This is a genomic window from Streptomyces roseifaciens, assembly GCF_001445655.1.
GTDB lineage: Bacteria > Actinomycetota > Actinomycetes > Streptomycetales > Streptomycetaceae > Streptomyces > Streptomyces aureoversilis.
This window is the reverse complement of sequence record NZ_LNBE01000002.1, coordinates 758,029-772,587: the sequence shown is the minus strand read 5'-3', so window position 1 is coordinate 772,587 and position 14,559 is coordinate 758,029. Positions and strand designations below refer to the sequence as shown.

The following is a 14,559-nucleotide window of genomic DNA, read 5'->3' as shown; positions in this document are numbered from 1 at the left end:
CCATCATGCCCACCGGACTCACCAAGGACGTCGGCTGGCAGATCGGCGTGTCCCGCACGCTGCCCCACCCCGCGCCCGTCGTCTGGGACTTCATCAGCAGCCCCGAAGGGATCGCCCTCTGGCTCGGCCCCGGCGCGGCCCTCGCCCCGGAACGCGGCGCCCCCTACCGGACGGCCGCCGGAGTGACGGGCGAAGTGCGCGGCTACCGGCCGGGAGACCGTATCCGCGTCACCCACGGCACCACCACGGTCCAGGTCGCCCTCACCCCTGCCGCCGACCCCGCCCGGACGGCCCTCCGCTTCCACCAGGAGCACCTGGCGAGCGCCGAGGAGCGCGAGCAGCAGCGGGCTCACTGGCAGGGCGTCATGGACCGGGTCGCCGCCGCCCTCGACCGGCAGCAGTGACGGCGAGCTGACACCCGCCCTGCGTCGGCCACCTGCCCTGACACCGGCCGCCCTACTACGTCACAGGTCGCCTGTTCCCCATCCCCCACCCCCCCTATCGCCCGCCGCCCCTGCCCGTCGCCCGTCAATGGCCCATGAAACGGGCCCTCAAGTGGACCACCTCCGCGCGATCCTCCGCGTCTACGGTCGTTCACATGACAGCAATCACCGGCAACGTCGCCGCCTTCCGCGACCTGCACCACGACCGTGCCGGGCGCGGCCCGCTCGTCCTGCCCGGCCCTTGGGACCCCGCCACCGCCCGCGCCTTCGCAGCCGCCGGATTCCGGGCCCTGGCCACGCCGAGCGCCGGCATCGCGGCCTCCCTCGGCTACGCCGACGGCAGCACCCCTGCGGACGAGATGTTCACCGCGGTCGCCCGCATCGTCCGGGCCGTCGCGGAGGACGGCGTGATGGTCTCCGCCGACATCGAGGACGGCTACGGGCTGCCGCCCGCCGAACTCGTCGAGCGGCTGCTGGAGACCGGCGTCGTCGGCTGCAACCTGGAGGACAGCGACCGCACCACCGGACGGCTCAAGGACCCTGCCGAGCAGGCCGAGTGGCTGGCAGAGGTGCGTGCCGCGGCCGGTGACCGGCTCGTGATCAATGCCCGCACCGACACCTTCCTGCGTGCCGGCCAGGTGGCCCCGGATGCCACAGCCGCAGCCGCAGCCGCTATCGAGCGTGCCCGGCTCTACGTCCTCGCCGGCGCCGACTGCGTGTACCCCATCCTGGCCCCCGCGGAGCTCCTCCCGGAGATCACCCGCGCCGTTCCCGCACCCGTCAACGCCATCGCCCTCACCAACGGGCCCGCACCTCGCGAGCTGGGCGAACTGGGTGCTGCCCGGGTCACGTTCGGCGGTGGGCTCCACCGTCGCACGATGGCGATGGTGGAGGAGCTGGCTGCCGGGCTGCGAAAGGCGGCGGACGTCACGGCGAACTGACCCCTCGGCCCGCCCGCGCCCCGGGGCCCCGGCACGCACCCGCGCAGCGCAGCACAGCTCAGCACAGATCAACTCAGCTCAGCCCGCGAGAACCTGCTCGATCACGTAGCGGGCGTTGGCGGAGATGACCAGGTTGGTCTTCCGGTAGTACGGCAGCTGGATGACCGCCATGGACAGCGCCCAACCGCGCCCGCGCGCCCAGGTGTCGTCGTCGGCGTCCACGCAGTCCCGGAAGACCTGCCGGGCGGAGGACGGCAGCAGGTTCCACGCCGGGATGAGGTCGACGGCGGGATCGCCGAGCCCCGCGGTACCGAAGTCGATCACCGCGGCCAGGCGGTCACCGGCGCCCAGCAGATTGCTCGGCATGAGGTCGGAATGGATCCAGCACGGCGCCCCAGGCCAGGCCGGGACGGCGAGCGACGCCTGCCAGGCGGCGAGGATCGCGTCGGCGTCGAACGGCTCGTCCGTGCGCCGGAGCGCCTCGATCGCGTCCCGGGTCTCCGCATCGGCACTGGCCAGCGGTCCGCCGCGGTGTGCCGGAGGGCCGCCTTCGAGGTCGGCCTTGCGGATGGCGGTGACGAAGCCCGCGAGGTCGCGGGCCATCGCCTCGGGCCGGGCCACTCGCCCCTCGACCAGCGCCTCGCCCCCGATCCACCGGTGGACGGACCACGCCCACGGGTAGCCCTCGGCGGGCTCCCCCGTCCCTACGACCGTCGGGATCGGGACGGGCATCAAGGGCGCCAGCTCCGCCAGCCACCGGGCCTCCTCGTCCAGCCCTTCGGCGCCGCCCGCGGTGAGCGGCAGACGGACGGTCAGTTCGTCGCCGACCCGGTAGATCGCGTTCACCGTCCCACCGGACGCCAGGCGCCGGACCGGCAGGTCCGCCCACTCGGGAAACCGGGCACGGAGTAACCGCTGGACGAGCCCCGCGTCGATGTCCGCCTCGTCCGCATGCATCTTGGTTGCCATGTGCCGACCGATCATCCGCTCTCACCGTCGGGAGCGTGTTCGCCCCGCCGTACCGCGCATCAACCTATGCCTCCCGGGCCCGTCGGCGGTAACGCATTTGCCACCGATCACAAAACGGTTCCGCAGCTCTAGGCAACGCCCGGAGCGGCGTTCGCCAGGGGAAGCCTGACCTCGAAGAGTGCACCGCTTTCCGGTGCCCGGCGTACGGAAATCCGTCCGCCGTGGCGCTGCACGACGTCGCGGACGATGGCCAGGCCCAGTCCGGCGCCGCCCTCGTCGCGGCTCCGGGCGTCGTCGAGGCGGACGAACCGTTCGAAGATGCGCTCCCGCTCGGCCGGGGGCACGCCCGCGCCGTCGTCGCCGACGGTCAGCACGACCGCGTCGTCCTCTCGGCTCAGGGTCACGGACACGCAGGAGGCGGCGTGGCGCTGGGCGTTGTCGAGCAGGTTGCCCAGCACCCGGGTGAGCTGGGAGGCGTTGCCGCTGACGCCGTGGCTCTCTCCGGTGATCTGCACACGGGGGGTGATCCGGTCGGTTGCCGCACGCTGGACCAGTTCGGCTCGTACCAGGCGGGCGAGGTCCACAGTGATCCTGCCGGCACTTTCGGCGCTTTCGGTGCTTCCGGCCCTTCCGGCCCTTCCGGCGCTTTCAGTGCTTTCGGTGCCTTCCCCGGCGTCGAGGCGGGCGAGCAGGAGCAGGTCTGCGGCCAGGGTCTGCAGGCGTGTCACCTCTTCAAGGAGCCCGTCGGCCTCGAGGAGTTCCGGGTGGGCGTTGGCCACTTCGAGCTGGGCGCGGAGGCTGGCGATGGGGTTGCGCAGTTCGTGGGAGGCGTCGGCGACGAAGCGGCGTTGCCGTTCGACGGAGGTCTCCAGCGCGGCCAGGGTCTGGTTGGTGGTCACGGCCAGGCGGGCCACTTCGTCGCGCGAGGCGGGTTCGGGTACGCGGCGGCTGAGGTCGTGGCTGGTGGTGATCTCCGCCATCCGCGCGCGGATGGCTTCGACGGGGCGCAGGGCACGGCGGGTGACCAGCCAGGTGACGGCGGCGATCACGAGGAGGAGCAGGGGCAGGCCGATGAGCATGGCCCGGGTGACGGAGGTGACGGTCTCCTGTTCGTCCCCCAGAGGGGTGGCGGCGTAGACGGTGTAGCTGCGGCCGTCGTAGGTGGTGGCGTGGACGGACGCGAAGCGGTAATCGTGCTTCTCGTCCGGTTCGTCGCTGTCGGTGTTCACGGCGACGGTCTTGTGGTCGGTGCTGGTGGAGACCTGCCCCCGGGGCGGCGTCTCCTCACTGTCGTCACCGCTGTCGTCACCGCCGTCGTCACGGCCATCGTCGCCGTCGTCGTCATCGCGGTCCGAAGGCTTCGCCGTGGGGGCGGGGGCGGGCGCGGGATCGTAGGTGGTCAGCGGGGCCCGCCCGCGCAAAGGTTCGCCCGCGGCGAGCACCTTGCCTGCGCTGTCGACGATCTGGACGAGGTGGTCCTCGTCGTCGGGGAGGGAGACCTCGGAGAAGCGGCCGTTGAGGGCCGCCTGGGAGCCGGCCACCGCGCGGGCCCGTACCTCGGACTGCAGGGACACGCGGTCCATCAGGTCGCCGCGCAGCACGCTGATGACGGTGATGCCCGCCGCCACCAGGGCCAGGGCGACCACGACCGTGGCACCGAGGGTGGTGCGTGCCCGTACGGAGGCGAACGGCCTGGACAACGGCCTAAACATGGGTGCCGCCGTCGGTGGCGAGCCGGTAGCCCGCTCCCCGTACCGTGGTGATCGAGCGACGCCCGAAGGGGATGTCGAGCTTGCGGCGCAGCGTGCGGATGTAGACCTCGACGATGTTCGGGTCGCCGTCGTAGGCGAAGTCCCATACGTGCTCGAGGATTTCGGCCTTGGAGACCACCTGCCCGGCCCGCAGCGCCAGCTGTTCGAGGACCGCGAACTCCCGTGCCGTGAGCGGCACGTCGGTCTCCCCGCGCTGCACCTGCTTCGCGCCCGGGTCCACCGTCAGATCACCCAGCCGCAGTACCGGGGTTCCGGCGCGGGTACTGCGACGCAGCAGGGCGCGGATGCGGGCGACGAGCACGACGTAGGAGAACGGCTTGGTGAGGTAGTCGTCGGCGCCGGTGTCGAGGCCCTCGGCTTCGTCGTACTCCCCGTCCTTGGCGGTCAGCATCAGGATCGGGGTGTCGTCCCCGGCCGCCCGCAGGGTGGAGCAGACCCGGTAGCCGTTCATGCCGGGCAGCATGATGTCCAGGACGATCAGGTCGTACGCGGTCTCGCGGGCCCGGTGCAGGCCGTCCAGGCCGTTGTGGGCGACGTCGACGGCGAAGCCCTCGGCGCCCAGGCCGCGGGCAAGGGTGGTGGCCAGCCGTTTCTCGTCCTCCACGATCAGCAGTCGCATGTCTTCAGCGTCGCAGAGCGAACCTGAAAAAAGTTTCAGCTTCCTTCAGCGGGCGTTCAGGAAGCCTTGGGCACCGTGAGGACGGCAACGACAACCGCAACGACGACCGGCCCCGCCACCGGGGGGCCGGGTCCTCGAAGACGAAGGGACTGTCCTCATGAAGCCGCAGCTCAAGCGCGTACTGACCGGCCGCCGCCGTGTCCTCGCCGCTGCACTGGCCGCAACCGCCCTCCTGGGCGGCGCGGGCGCCGCGACCGCCGCCTCCCTCACGGAGAACGGGGGCGACGCTCCGGCCGTGTCCTCCATCGGGGCGGACGAGCGCGAGCACCGCGCGCTCGTCAAGAGCGCGAAGGTCGACGTCAAGCAGGCCGCCGACGCCGCGCTCAAGAGCGTCTCCGGCACCGTCGTCTCCGCCGAGCTCGACGACGACCACGGCCGCACCGCCTGGGACGTCGAGATCATCGACGGCAAGGGCACCGAGCACGACGTCACCGTCGACGCCACGTCCGGCAAGGTCACGGCCAACACCGTCGACACGCCCGACGAGGACCGCGACGACCGCGACGACCGCGATGACCACGACGACTAGGACAACTAGGACGACCAGGACGACTGGCCGTCGCCGCCCGGTCCCGCGCGGTGCCCGGGGCCTTGATCAGCGCAGGTCCCTGCTGCGTACGTAGCGCAGGCCGCAGGCGTCCTCGTACGGGTCGCCCTCCGCGCCGATCAGGCTCCGCACCGGCTGCATCGGGAGCCAGGTCAGGCCCAGGAGCCAGCGGCCCACGGCCTGCCAGAATCGCGGCCGCCCGGCGTCGGCGTCGCGCACCACACGGGACACCAGCAGGAACTTGCCCACCGTCGTCCGGAACAGCACGGCCCCCAGCACGTGGTGGACGAAGGACACCCCGAACACGCACCCGGCCACGTAGGCCCAGAAGATGCCGACGCTCTTGTCGTCCGCGAGCTGCAGGGCGAGACCGAGGCCGCCGACGACCGTGATGGTGCCGTCGATCGCCGCAGCGAGCATGCGGCGCTCGTCCCCGATCGCCTCGGGGACCTCGGGCTGCGGGGTCGGGTACGGGTTCGGGTGCTGAGGCGGGTACGCGTAGGGGTGCGGGGGCTGCTGGTAGTGCGGGTGCGGGTACTGCTGCTGGGGGTGGGGAGCGTACGGGTGGGGCGGGGACTGTGGGGGCTGATTCGGCTGCTGGTTCGGGTGCTGTTGCTGGTACTGATAGTCGATCACGGGAGGTCATCCTGCCTGATGACTGTCACAACTCATTCTCGGATTGATACCCGAGCGGAACCGAACAGGCTCGAACACGCGGGCGCGGCTACCATCTGCGGATGGCTCGCAAGGAAAAGGCCGCACGGCGTCTCGTAGTCGACGGGGCGACCTATATGTGGTCGATCGGCCACACCCACCACGTGCTGGGCGGCGGCCGGTACGAGGACTGCTGCGAAACCCTCGTCATCCGCCTGTTCAAGGCGCGAGGACGCCTCCGCATCTCCTTCGGAACAGGCCCCGGCAAACTCGTCCCGGACGGCTACATGCCGTCCGGGGCAGTCGGCACCACCGGAGGCGGGCTGCTGAACCTCCACGAGCCGGGGACCGTCAGGGCACTGCTGGACGAGGCACTGAGCCAGGGATGGCGTCCCGACGACCCTCCGGTCGAAGAGCTGGACGGCTGGAACCTCTTCGACGCCGTAGCCGCCCGCCGTCGGCCCTCTGGCTCGAACTGATCGCCGGCTGCGGGCAGACTTGTTGTACTGCGCGCATGGAAGATCACAAGCAGTGCACGGTGGTCCGCACCGGGCAGTACGAAGGTGTTCAGGGCGGCTTGTTCGGGGCGGGGATCAGCGCCCAGTCGGCAGGCGCGAAGGCGCTGTGTCTTCACCGGCTGGTGATGCCCGCCGGCACCCGGGGGCGCCCGCACCTGCACGAGGGCCATGAATCAGCCATCTTCATCCAGTCGGGTCAGGTCGAGGTGTGGCACGGCGAGGGCCTGGCCGAGCACGTGGTGCTGCACGCGGGCGACTACTTCCACATCCCCGCCGACACCCCGCACATGCCGGTGAACAGCAGCGGCGAGGACATGGTGTGCCTCGTCGCGCGGACGGATCCCGACGAGCAGGAAGGCGTCCGGCTGCTGGAGCTGCCGGACTGGCTGGAGGAACGGCTCGGTCTGCTGACGGTCGGGGTCGGCTGAGATCAGGCCCGGCGGGGGCGCGGCCGGTTCACCGCGCCTCCGCACGCGGGTGGGCGTCTCTCACTTCCGGGACCGGAGGGGCAGGGTGGCTGCGGCGCCGGCGCAGCCAGACGTACAGCAGCAGGCAGGGCAGCAGCAGTCCGCAGAGGGTGAGGACGAGGAAGGCCGTGAAGCTGCTGATGTGCGTGACCAGCCAGTCGAAGTTCTGGCCGAAGAAGCCGACCACGAACGACAGGGGAAGGAACACCGACGCCAGGATCGTCAGCCGCTCCATCGTGGCGCTCTGCCGAAGGTTGATCTTGTTCTGTTCCACGGAGATCACCGCGATGTTCGCTTCGAGGACGGTGGCCAGCAGGTCGCGCTGGGCGGCGACCTCCTCGTTGACGAGCAGCAGGTGGTCGTGCACGTCGCGGAAGTACGGCAGGAGTCCGGCCGGCGCCTTGCCCGGCTGCAGGCGGCGGGTCACCACGGCGAGCAGCGGGTGCACCGCGCGGTAGAAGTCGGTGGCTTCACGGCGCAGGGAGTAGATCCGCTCGGTCGGAGCGACCGCCCCCGAGAAGACGGTGGCCTCGATCTGCTCGATGTCGCGCTCCAGTTCCGCGACGACGGGCGCGTAGCCGTCCACGACCTGGTCGAGGATCGCCCACAGCGTGGAGACGCTTCCTGCCCGGAGCAGTTCGGGGCGGCGTTCCAGCCGGCTGCGGGCGCCGCTCAGCTCGCTGGCGATGCCCTGGCGCACGGTGATCACGAAGTGCTCGGCGAGGAAGATGCTGATCTCGCCGGTGTCGACCTCCTCGCGCTCGTCGTCGTACCGCGCCGTGCGCAGGATGATGAGCTCGGTGCCGTCCTCGTACTGCTCGGCCTTCGGCCGAAGGTGGAACGCCCGGGCGTCCTCGACGGCGAGCTCGTGCAGCCCGAAGCACTCGCGCACCCTGGCCAGTTCCGCAGGCCCCGGCTCGAACATGCCCAGCCAGACGAACCCGCCCTGCGCGCAGCGCGCGGCCGCCTGCTCCAGCGGCATCGCGCCCTCGTGCTGCCGCCGGCCGTCACGGTAGTGGGCACAGTCGACGATCACGGCCTTCCTCCTCGCGGCCGGGGACGGTTGCCCGGGCCGGCCCACGGGGGCTCACGACATGGCCGTCGACCCCTTTTGAATGCTTTTTGACTACTTTGCATGCGAATCTAGCTGTCCGGTGGCAGAAAGTGGTGCAACCACACGACCTCATGAGGAGGGACCATGACGGCAACGACGCGGGAAGAGGCTCCGGTCGCCATCGAAGGCGGTGGCGTGGAGCTGCGCACGCGGGAAGCCGGGGGAGGCATGTCCGTCGCCTTCGTGCGGTTCCCCCGGGGCACGGACATGAAGCCGGCTCTCACGGGTCTGCCGGGCGGCATGTGCCAGTGCCCCCACTGGGGGTACCTGCTCAAGGGGCGGCTGAAGATGCGGACAGCGGGCGGGGACGAGATCTACGAGGCCGGTCAAGCCTTCTACTGGGCTCCGGGGCACGCCCCGGAGGCGCTGGAGGACTGCGAATACGTCGACTTCTCGCCGACCAGGGAATTCAACGAAGTGGTCGACCACGTCAAAGCACGGATGGGTTGAACCCGCCGAGGGGCAGTCCGCGCGGTACGGACTCAATCCCGGTGGCGGTCCCAGAAGGGGCAGTGGTGTGCCGGGCCCACGTCGAAGGGCTCCACGCCGTGCCGGCCCGGTGCCAGGGACTGGGCGAGTGGCGCCTGGCTGTGGAACGCGGGCCAGCCGGGAGCGCCGAGGCGGTTCGGGTTGCCGGTGTGGGCGAAGCGTGTCCAGTAGTCGGTCATCCGGTCCGCCAAGGCGCGCTGCCGGTCGGTGAGGGGCTGTTTCGTGAGCGGGGAGACGAAGAGGTAGGGGAGCTCGAAGCCGTGCGCGGCGCCGTAGGGGAAGCCCGGCACGTCGGGCAGGCCCTCCAGGACGGGCGCGGTCCGGTCGGCGAACTCGTAGGCGTACGTGGGGACGCGCCGGGCGAGGGCCTTGTCGGCGCGCAGCGTGGTGCACGCCCATGCGTTGTCGGTGGTCACCGCGGCCCAGGCGAGGGCGGGCGTGGGGTACGCGGAGAGCGGGTACTCCGCTTCGACGGCCCCGGCCGCGCCGCCGAAGGAGTTCCGCAGGCGGGCACGGTAGTCCCGGGCGTCGCGAAGGGGGTACTGGCCGAGGGTGAAGCCGAGGAACATGCGCATCTCGTCGCGGTTGGCGCCCTGCATCACCGGCACCCGGTGGAAGCGGCCGGCCTCCAGGGCGCGTGCCGGCTCCGTGGGCAGGAGGGGGTTGCCGTACGCCGGTCTGTTGAAGACCGCGTTCAGCTCGGGCGTGACGAGCTTGCCGGCACTCAGGCCCCGCAGGCAGTCCAGCGCACCCGCGCCCTGCGGGCACCCGAGACGGCGGGCTGCGGCCGCGCCCTCGTCGCGGAGGTCGTGCTGGGAGACGAAGGGCCGGTAGGCGGGGAGGCTCGGGATGAGGGCGCCGGGCGGGTACTCCGTCATGCAGGAGCCGCTCTGCAGGACGGCCTTGTCGAAGAGGCCGGCTGCGGTCGGCGAGACCAGCTGGGCGCAGGTGCTGAGCCCGCCGGCCGACACCCCGAACAGGGTCACGTTGCCCGGGTCCCCGCCGAAGCGGGCCGCGTTGGCCCGCACCCAGCGCAGGGCCGCCTGCTGGTCGGCCAGGCCGAACGGCGGAGCGTCCTTGAGCTCCGGGTGGCCGAAGAACCCGAGCGTTCCGAGCCGGTAGTTGACGGTGACGACGACGGCGCCGCCCCGTACGGCCAGCCGCTCGGCGTGGTAGGTGCTGCCCGTGCCGTAGGTGAAGCCGCCGCCGTGCAGCCACACCATGACGGGCCGCCCGCGGGCGGGTCCGGGGCCCGTGGGTGCGGTGACGTTGAGGTGCAGGCAGTCCTCCGAACCCGTGGGGGCCCCGCCGCCGAACACCGGCGGCTGCAGGCACTGGGGTCCGGGCTCCCCCGCCTCCCGCACGCCGCGCCAGGGGCGGGCGGGCTGCGGCGGCCGCCAGCGCAGCCCGCCGGTGGGCGGAGCCGCGAAGGGAATGCCCTCGTACGTGGCGAAGCCGTCGTGCGCTCTGCCCCGTACGAGCCCGTGGTCGGTCCCGACGACCGGGCGCTCCGGCGTGCCGCCCCCCGGCGCTGCGGCGGCCGCGGTGACGGCGGACGACAGCGCCAGGAGCACGGCGGCCAGAGCGCCTCGGCGGCGGCGCGGGAGCCGGGCGCGCCGCATGCTTCCCTGCCCCTTCGACAACTTCAGCACCTTCAGCACGTTCAACGCCTTCCGCGCCCTCTGCGCCCTCTGCGTCTTCGGCCCCTGCAGCTCAGAACGTCCCCGAGCCGGTCATGTTCTCCAGCGTGCGCGTGAGCGTCCGCCGGAGACCGGACACCGTGCGCCGGGCCTCGGGCGTGCCGACGTAGATCGAGTTCATGTACAGGCCGGTGTCCGTGCGGTGGAGCCAGAAGCAGAAGCCGTTGGTGCGCGACAGCCAGACGTGCTTCCTGGCCTGCCGGGGCACGTGGTGCCGGGCGCCGGGCGACCGCCGGAAGTCGAGGTAGGAGAAGAAGTTCACGGCGTACGGCCAGTAGCGGATCTTCGTGTACTCCACCGGGGCCAGCAGCTGCCACGCCTTCACGAACGGTACGTCGACGTGCTGCTGCATCTCGGCCGACGCGGCGCGCACGTTGGCCATGACGGCCGCGAAGTCCTGATCCTCGGCGACGGAGAAGGCGATGGGCATGGTGTTGATGAACCAGCCCATGGTGTGCGCGTAGGGGCCCCGGCCGCGTTCACTGACCGGCATGATGCCCCGGTAGACGTCCGGGCCGCCCTCCTTCCTGAGGGACACGCCGACGGCGCCCAGGAGCCCCATGAAGAGCCTGCCGCCGACGGCGCGGCACGTGGCCTCCAGCTTCTCGAGCTCGTCGGCCGCGAGCAGCTTCTCGGTCTCGTTGACCGCGGGGTACATGCGGCCCGGCTCCGCGCCGAGGTCCAGGGGGAAGCGCGGGAAGAAGCTGTCGCCGCCCGCCATGAACGTCTTCCAGCGGTCCAGCCGGGCGTCGTCGGCGTCCAGGGAGACGTTTCGGCGGCGCTGCTCGCGGCTGAAGTCGAGGTAGCTGCCCGTCTCCGGGAGGGCGGGGGTGCGGCCGTTCGCGAACGCCTCGTAGGCCGCGGCGATGTCGTGCACGGCGATCGGCGTGGACAGGCCGTCGGTCACGAGGTGGTCGCAGGCGAACCAGACCGTGGCGGAGTCGTCCCTGACCACGGCGCCCATGCGGATCAGCGGCCAGGACAGCGGGTCGACCTGCTGGAACGTGCGGTGCAGATGCTCCCGCACGCCGTCGGCGGAGCCGACGAACCCCATGTCGTGCTCCTTGAGCTCCACGTCGTCCGGCCCGAGGACGTCGCAGGACACCTCGCCGACGAGCTGCTGGAAGCTGGAGCGCAGCACCTCGTGGCGCCGGACGAAATGCAGCATCGCAGAGCCGAGTGCTTCGCGGTCCACGGGCCCGGGGAGATCGAAGGTCCCGGCGACGTAGGCGCAGACGGTGTCGTTCGCTCTGTGCGCGTCCTGCGCGACGGCGAAATGTTTCGCCTGGTTGTACGTCGTGGCCGCGCCCGGCCGGGGCGACCCGGCGGAGCCGACCATTTTCGAAGAGACCACCGCCCATTCGAAGACGTGCCCTGGGGCGATTTCCACATCCTCGACGGATACCTGGATCACGGGGTCCCTTCCCCTTGTCGGCTGCCCTGGACGGGAGTTGCCGCCACGAGCCGGGCAGAGACCGGCGGGCGCACTCACTCGTTCAGCCCAACGAGCCGACTGGTCAGGGGAAACGGGCCGGGCACGTGCGGCAGCAGCCGGCAGCCGGCCCCAGATGGAGACCCCGTCGGTCCCCTCATCTCGCGTACGAGCCGAGCCCCACCAGGCAGTAGACGGCCTCCCACAAGGTGCGCCCGCCCCTGCTGCTCCAGCTCGAGTACGCGTACTGGCTCTCCGCGACGCTCTTGCACCTGCTGCGGTCCCTCGTCCCGTGGAACGTCTGGACCACCCGGTAGTGGGCCTTCGGAGACGAGCAGCTGACGACGCGGAACGGGTCGACGCTCACCGTGCCCGCCGACGGCGGGACCGACTCCCCGTCGAGGCAGGTGCCCAAGTCGTGGGGGCGGGCGGGAGCGGGCGGTTCGAGAGCCGGTAGGGAACGGTGGGGCGTCGGCGCCGCTCCTCCGTAGGGCGTCGGGGAAGCGAAGGGCGTCTGCCCTGCCGGTGCACCGAACGCGGAGGAAGCGGAGGAACCGGCCGCGGGCGGCGGGGAGTCGGCGGACGAGGAGCGGTCGTCGCGGTCGCTCAGGACCACCAGGCCCGCGAGGACGCCCGCCGCGGCCGCGAGGCCGATCAGTTTCGGCGTCAGACGGCCGCGCCGCCCGGCCGTCACCACGACACGTACCAGCACCTCGCCCTGCGGCGTGGCGATCCTGATGAGACCGCCGCCCGGGAGCGGGGGTATGCGCACTCTGATCGTCCCCCACGGCAGGTCGACGGGGCGGACGGCACCCGAGGACGCCTCCCTCGGGGTGAGGCTGACAGTGACTTCTGCTGACACCGCGACTCCTGAGCCGATGGTGGGCCGCCGCACGGGGTGCGGAGGCGGCCGGTCGCGGCCCAGTGTGGACCAAACAGCGGAAGCATTGGAGTGCTTTTCTAGAAGGAACTTCTACTTCCACACAACGGACAGAACCGGAAGGCGGGACGTCGGAGTCCGTTTCCAGGCCGGTATGCAGCCGGCGGTTCACTGCCTCGCCGCCGGAGGCACGCTCAGCGACGATCCGGCCGACCTCTTCGACCGGTACGGCTGACATACGGCTGACATCCGTCCGTACGGCCGACATCCCGTTCCGGCGTGGCGCGCCCGGACAGCCGCCGTACCCGAGGGAAGGTGGCTGCATGGTCTCCGAGGAGGTTCTGATTCCCACCGACGGGCCGGCGCTCGTCGGTGACCTCGCCGTACCGGGTTCCGCCCGGGCGGTGGTGCTGTTCGCCCACGGCAGCGGCAGTTCCCGGATGAGCCCGCGCAACCGGGCGGTCGCCGCGACGCTGCAGGAGGCCGGCCTGGCCACGCTGCTGATGGACCTCCTGAGCGAACAGGAGGAGCGGGTGGACGCGGTCACGGCCCAGCACCGCTTCGACATCGACCTGCTGAGCGGGCGCCTGGCCGCAGCGATCGACTGGCTCGGCCGGGACCCGCGGACCGCCGGCCTGGCGGTCCATCTGTTCGGGGCCAGTACGGGCGCGGCGGCGGCGCTCACCGCGGCCGCGCAGCGACCGGACCGCGTGCGGTCGGTCGTCTCGCGCGGCGGCCGCCCCGACCTCGCCGACGACGCGCTCGGCCGGGTCCGGGCGCCCGTCCTGCTGATCGTGGGCGGCCGGGACTACGACGTGCTGCAGATGAACCGCACGGCCGCCACGCAGCTGCAGGCACCCCACCAGGTACATGTCGTACCGGCGGCCACCCACCTCTTCGAGGAGCCGGGAACGCTGGAGGAAGTCGCCGACGTGGCATGCCGGTGGTTCCTCCGGCCCGCGGAGGCCCCGGACGGAGAAGGGCAGCCGTAGCGGGACGGCCGGAGCGGAGAGGCCCCAGGAGAGGCCCCAGGAGAGGCCCCAGGAGGAGAGGCCGGCCGGAGCAGAGGCCCCTGGAGTAAAGATCCCCGGCCGCCGGTTACGGGATCTCAGGCGAGCGTCTTGAGCAGCTGCTCGCCGAACTCCTTCGCGCGGTCCACTCCCCCGAGGTGCCCGCCGGGGAACTCCACCAGCGGGATGCCGAAGAGTTCCGCAAGCCGGGCGGCCGGCCCGTAGAAGGGCTCCTGCGTACGCGACAGCCGCCCCGCTGCCGGGACCAGCTTGTGCGCGGCCGGGCGCAGCGCCTCCAGGTCCGGGACGGACGAGGAGAAGGGGCACAGCATGTGCTCCAGGAAGACCGGGAAGTTGGCGTGCATACGGGGGGCCATCTCCTGGACCTCGGGCGGCAGTTCGGTCGCCTGCTCCGCCTCCTCCGCCGTCACCGGCTCCCCGACCCCTTCGCTGAACCGGGCCATCGCCGGGCCGAGGCCCTCCGCCCGGTAGGTGTCGCGGACCTCGGCGAAGAGCGCCCGGTACGAGGCGGGGTCCGGGAGGAGCTCCACGAGCGGCGGCTCGTGCACGACCACGCGGCGCAGCCGTTCGGGGTGGCGGGCCAGCAGGTCGAGCGCGACGACGGCGCCGGAGCTGCAGCCCATCACCCCCGCCTCTTCGCCGGGTGCGAGGTGGTCGAGCAGGCGCCGCGCGTCGTCGCTCCACACCTGGACCTGCTGGTCGGTGAGCGGGCCGTCGAGGGTGCTGCGGGACAGGGCGCGCGGGTCGTAGGTCACCACGGTGTACTCGGCGGCCAGCGCCGGGAACATGCCCGCGTACATCCCGGCGTCTCCCGCGCCGCCGGAGATGAGCAGCAGGAGCGGGCCGCTGCCGCGCGTCTCGTAGTACAGGGTCGCGCCGGGCACGGCGAGCGTGCCGGTCGTGAAGCCGGGCTTGTCGTTCAT

Annotated in this window: 16 protein-coding genes; 7 read left to right on the top strand and 9 right to left on the bottom strand. The window is 71.8% G+C overall.

The annotated features are described in order from the left end of the window. The first annotated feature begins 5 nt into the window (after positions 1-5). Entirely contained in the window at positions 6-404 is a 399-nt protein-coding gene (locus tag AS857_RS04970) for an SRPBCC family protein (RefSeq protein WP_058042105.1), read from the top strand. Between the two features lie 194 nt (positions 405-598). Continuing rightward, a complete protein-coding gene (locus AS857_RS04965) occupies positions 599-1,384 on the top strand; it encodes an isocitrate lyase/PEP mutase family protein (protein ID WP_058041865.1) in 786 nt (261 codons plus the stop codon). Positions 1,385-1,462: 78 nt separating this feature from the next. On the opposite strand, the gene AS857_RS04960 is transcribed toward AS857_RS04965, so the two are convergent. The 3 genes from AS857_RS04960 to AS857_RS04950 all read right to left on the bottom strand — a co-directional run bounded on the left by AS857_RS04960 (position 1,463) and on the right by AS857_RS04950 (position 4,744). After that, the gene (locus AS857_RS04960) at positions 1,463-2,353 is read right to left on the bottom strand and encodes an aminoglycoside phosphotransferase family protein (protein WP_058041864.1); all 891 of its coding nucleotides are present in this window, start codon (positions 2,351-2,353) and stop codon (positions 1,463-1,465) included. 128 nt (positions 2,354-2,481) lie between these two features. Beyond that, the gene (locus tag AS857_RS04955) at positions 2,482-4,053 is read right to left on the bottom strand and encodes a sensor histidine kinase (protein WP_245699581.1); all 1,572 of its coding nucleotides are present in this window, start codon (positions 4,051-4,053) and stop codon (positions 2,482-2,484) included. Between the two features lie 4 nt (positions 4,054-4,057). Continuing rightward, complete coding sequence (locus AS857_RS04950) at positions 4,058-4,744, bottom strand: response regulator transcription factor (RefSeq protein ID WP_058041862.1); 687 nt, start codon at positions 4,742-4,744, stop codon at positions 4,058-4,060. Between the two features lie 157 nt (positions 4,745-4,901). Between AS857_RS04950 and AS857_RS04945 the strand changes: the two genes are divergently transcribed. Then, positions 4,902-5,333 carry a PepSY domain-containing protein gene (locus tag AS857_RS04945; RefSeq protein ID WP_058041861.1) on the top strand — a complete coding sequence of 144 codons (432 nt, stop codon included), beginning with the start codon at positions 4,902-4,904 and terminating at the stop codon, positions 5,331-5,333. 66 nt (positions 5,334-5,399) lie between these two features. Here the strand turns inward: AS857_RS04945 and AS857_RS04940 are convergent, their stop codons facing one another. After that, positions 5,400-5,987, bottom strand: a complete 588-nt coding sequence (locus AS857_RS04940) for an RDD family protein (protein WP_058041860.1) — start codon at positions 5,985-5,987, stop codon at positions 5,400-5,402. Positions 5,988-6,088: 101 nt separating this feature from the next. Between AS857_RS04940 and AS857_RS04935 the strand changes: the two genes are divergently transcribed. Beyond that, complete coding sequence (locus AS857_RS04935) at positions 6,089-6,484, top strand: hypothetical protein (protein ID WP_058041859.1); 396 nt, start codon at positions 6,089-6,091, stop codon at positions 6,482-6,484. 35 nt (positions 6,485-6,519) lie between these two features. Then, positions 6,520-6,951: a cupin domain-containing protein gene (locus AS857_RS04930; RefSeq protein WP_058041858.1), complete on the top strand. Its 432-nt coding sequence runs from the start codon at positions 6,520-6,522 to the stop codon at positions 6,949-6,951. 28 nt (positions 6,952-6,979) lie between these two features. Here the strand turns inward: AS857_RS04930 and AS857_RS04925 are convergent, their stop codons facing one another. After that, entirely contained in the window at positions 6,980-8,026 is a 1,047-nt protein-coding gene (locus AS857_RS04925) for a magnesium and cobalt transport protein CorA (RefSeq protein WP_058041857.1), read from the bottom strand. A 162-nt stretch (positions 8,027-8,188) separates the two neighbouring features. Between AS857_RS04925 and AS857_RS04920 the strand changes: the two genes are divergently transcribed. After that, positions 8,189-8,554, top strand: a complete 366-nt coding sequence (locus AS857_RS04920; RefSeq protein WP_058041856.1) for a cupin domain-containing protein — start codon at positions 8,189-8,191, stop codon at positions 8,552-8,554. A gap of 32 nt (positions 8,555-8,586) precedes the next feature. On the opposite strand, the gene AS857_RS04915 is transcribed toward AS857_RS04920, so the two are convergent. From AS857_RS04915 to AS857_RS04905, 3 genes are all read right to left on the bottom strand, one after another. After that, a complete protein-coding gene (locus tag AS857_RS04915) occupies positions 8,587-10,254 on the bottom strand; it encodes a carboxylesterase/lipase family protein (protein ID WP_245699580.1) in 1,668 nt (555 codons plus the stop codon). A 52-nt stretch (positions 10,255-10,306) separates the two neighbouring features. Further along, positions 10,307-11,707 carry a condensation domain-containing protein gene (locus AS857_RS04910; protein WP_058041855.1) on the bottom strand — a complete coding sequence of 467 codons (1,401 nt, stop codon included), beginning with the start codon at positions 11,705-11,707 and terminating at the stop codon, positions 10,307-10,309. A gap of 175 nt (positions 11,708-11,882) precedes the next feature. Further along, the gene (locus AS857_RS04905) at positions 11,883-12,587 is read right to left on the bottom strand and encodes an LppU/SCO3897 family protein (RefSeq protein ID WP_058041854.1); all 705 of its coding nucleotides are present in this window, start codon (positions 12,585-12,587) and stop codon (positions 11,883-11,885) included. Between the two features lie 341 nt (positions 12,588-12,928). On the opposite strand from AS857_RS04905, the gene AS857_RS04900 reads away from it, so the two are divergent. Further along, a complete protein-coding gene (locus AS857_RS04900; RefSeq protein WP_058041853.1) occupies positions 12,929-13,597 on the top strand; it encodes a dienelactone hydrolase family protein in 669 nt (222 codons plus the stop codon). Between the two features lie 116 nt (positions 13,598-13,713). On the opposite strand, the gene AS857_RS04895 is transcribed toward AS857_RS04900, so the two are convergent. Continuing rightward, positions 13,714-14,559 carry an alpha/beta fold hydrolase gene (locus AS857_RS04895; RefSeq protein WP_058041852.1) on the bottom strand — a complete coding sequence of 282 codons (846 nt, stop codon included), beginning with the start codon at positions 14,557-14,559 and terminating at the stop codon, positions 13,714-13,716.

What these genes read in the sequence shown, in the direction of transcription:
- AS857_RS04950 (WP_058041862.1), bottom strand. Translation starts at nt 4,744, where the DNA reads ATGCGACTGCTGATCGTGGAGGACGAGAAACGGCTGGCCACCACCCTT.
- AS857_RS04930 (WP_058041858.1), top strand. Translation starts at nt 6,520, where the DNA reads ATGGAAGATCACAAGCAGTGCACGGTGGTCCGCACCGGGCAGTACGAA.
- AS857_RS04970 (WP_058042105.1), top strand. Translation starts at nt 6, where the DNA reads ATGCCCACCGGACTCACCAAGGACGTCGGCTGGCAGATCGGCGTGTCC.
- AS857_RS04960 (WP_058041864.1), bottom strand. Translation starts at nt 2,353, where the DNA reads ATGGCAACCAAGATGCATGCGGACGAGGCGGACATCGACGCGGGGCTC.
- AS857_RS04920 (WP_058041856.1), top strand. Translation starts at nt 8,189, where the DNA reads ATGACGGCAACGACGCGGGAAGAGGCTCCGGTCGCCATCGAAGGCGGT.
- AS857_RS04935 (WP_058041859.1), top strand. Translation starts at nt 6,089, where the DNA reads ATGGCTCGCAAGGAAAAGGCCGCACGGCGTCTCGTAGTCGACGGGGCG.
- AS857_RS04900 (WP_058041853.1), top strand. Translation starts at nt 12,929, where the DNA reads ATGGTCTCCGAGGAGGTTCTGATTCCCACCGACGGGCCGGCGCTCGTC.
- AS857_RS04945 (WP_058041861.1), top strand. Translation starts at nt 4,902, where the DNA reads ATGAAGCCGCAGCTCAAGCGCGTACTGACCGGCCGCCGCCGTGTCCTC.
- AS857_RS04895 (WP_058041852.1), bottom strand. Translation starts at nt 14,559, where the DNA reads ATGAACGACAAGCCCGGCTTCACGACCGGCACGCTCGCCGTGCCCGGC.
- AS857_RS04965 (WP_058041865.1), top strand. Translation starts at nt 599, where the DNA reads ATGACAGCAATCACCGGCAACGTCGCCGCCTTCCGCGACCTGCACCAC.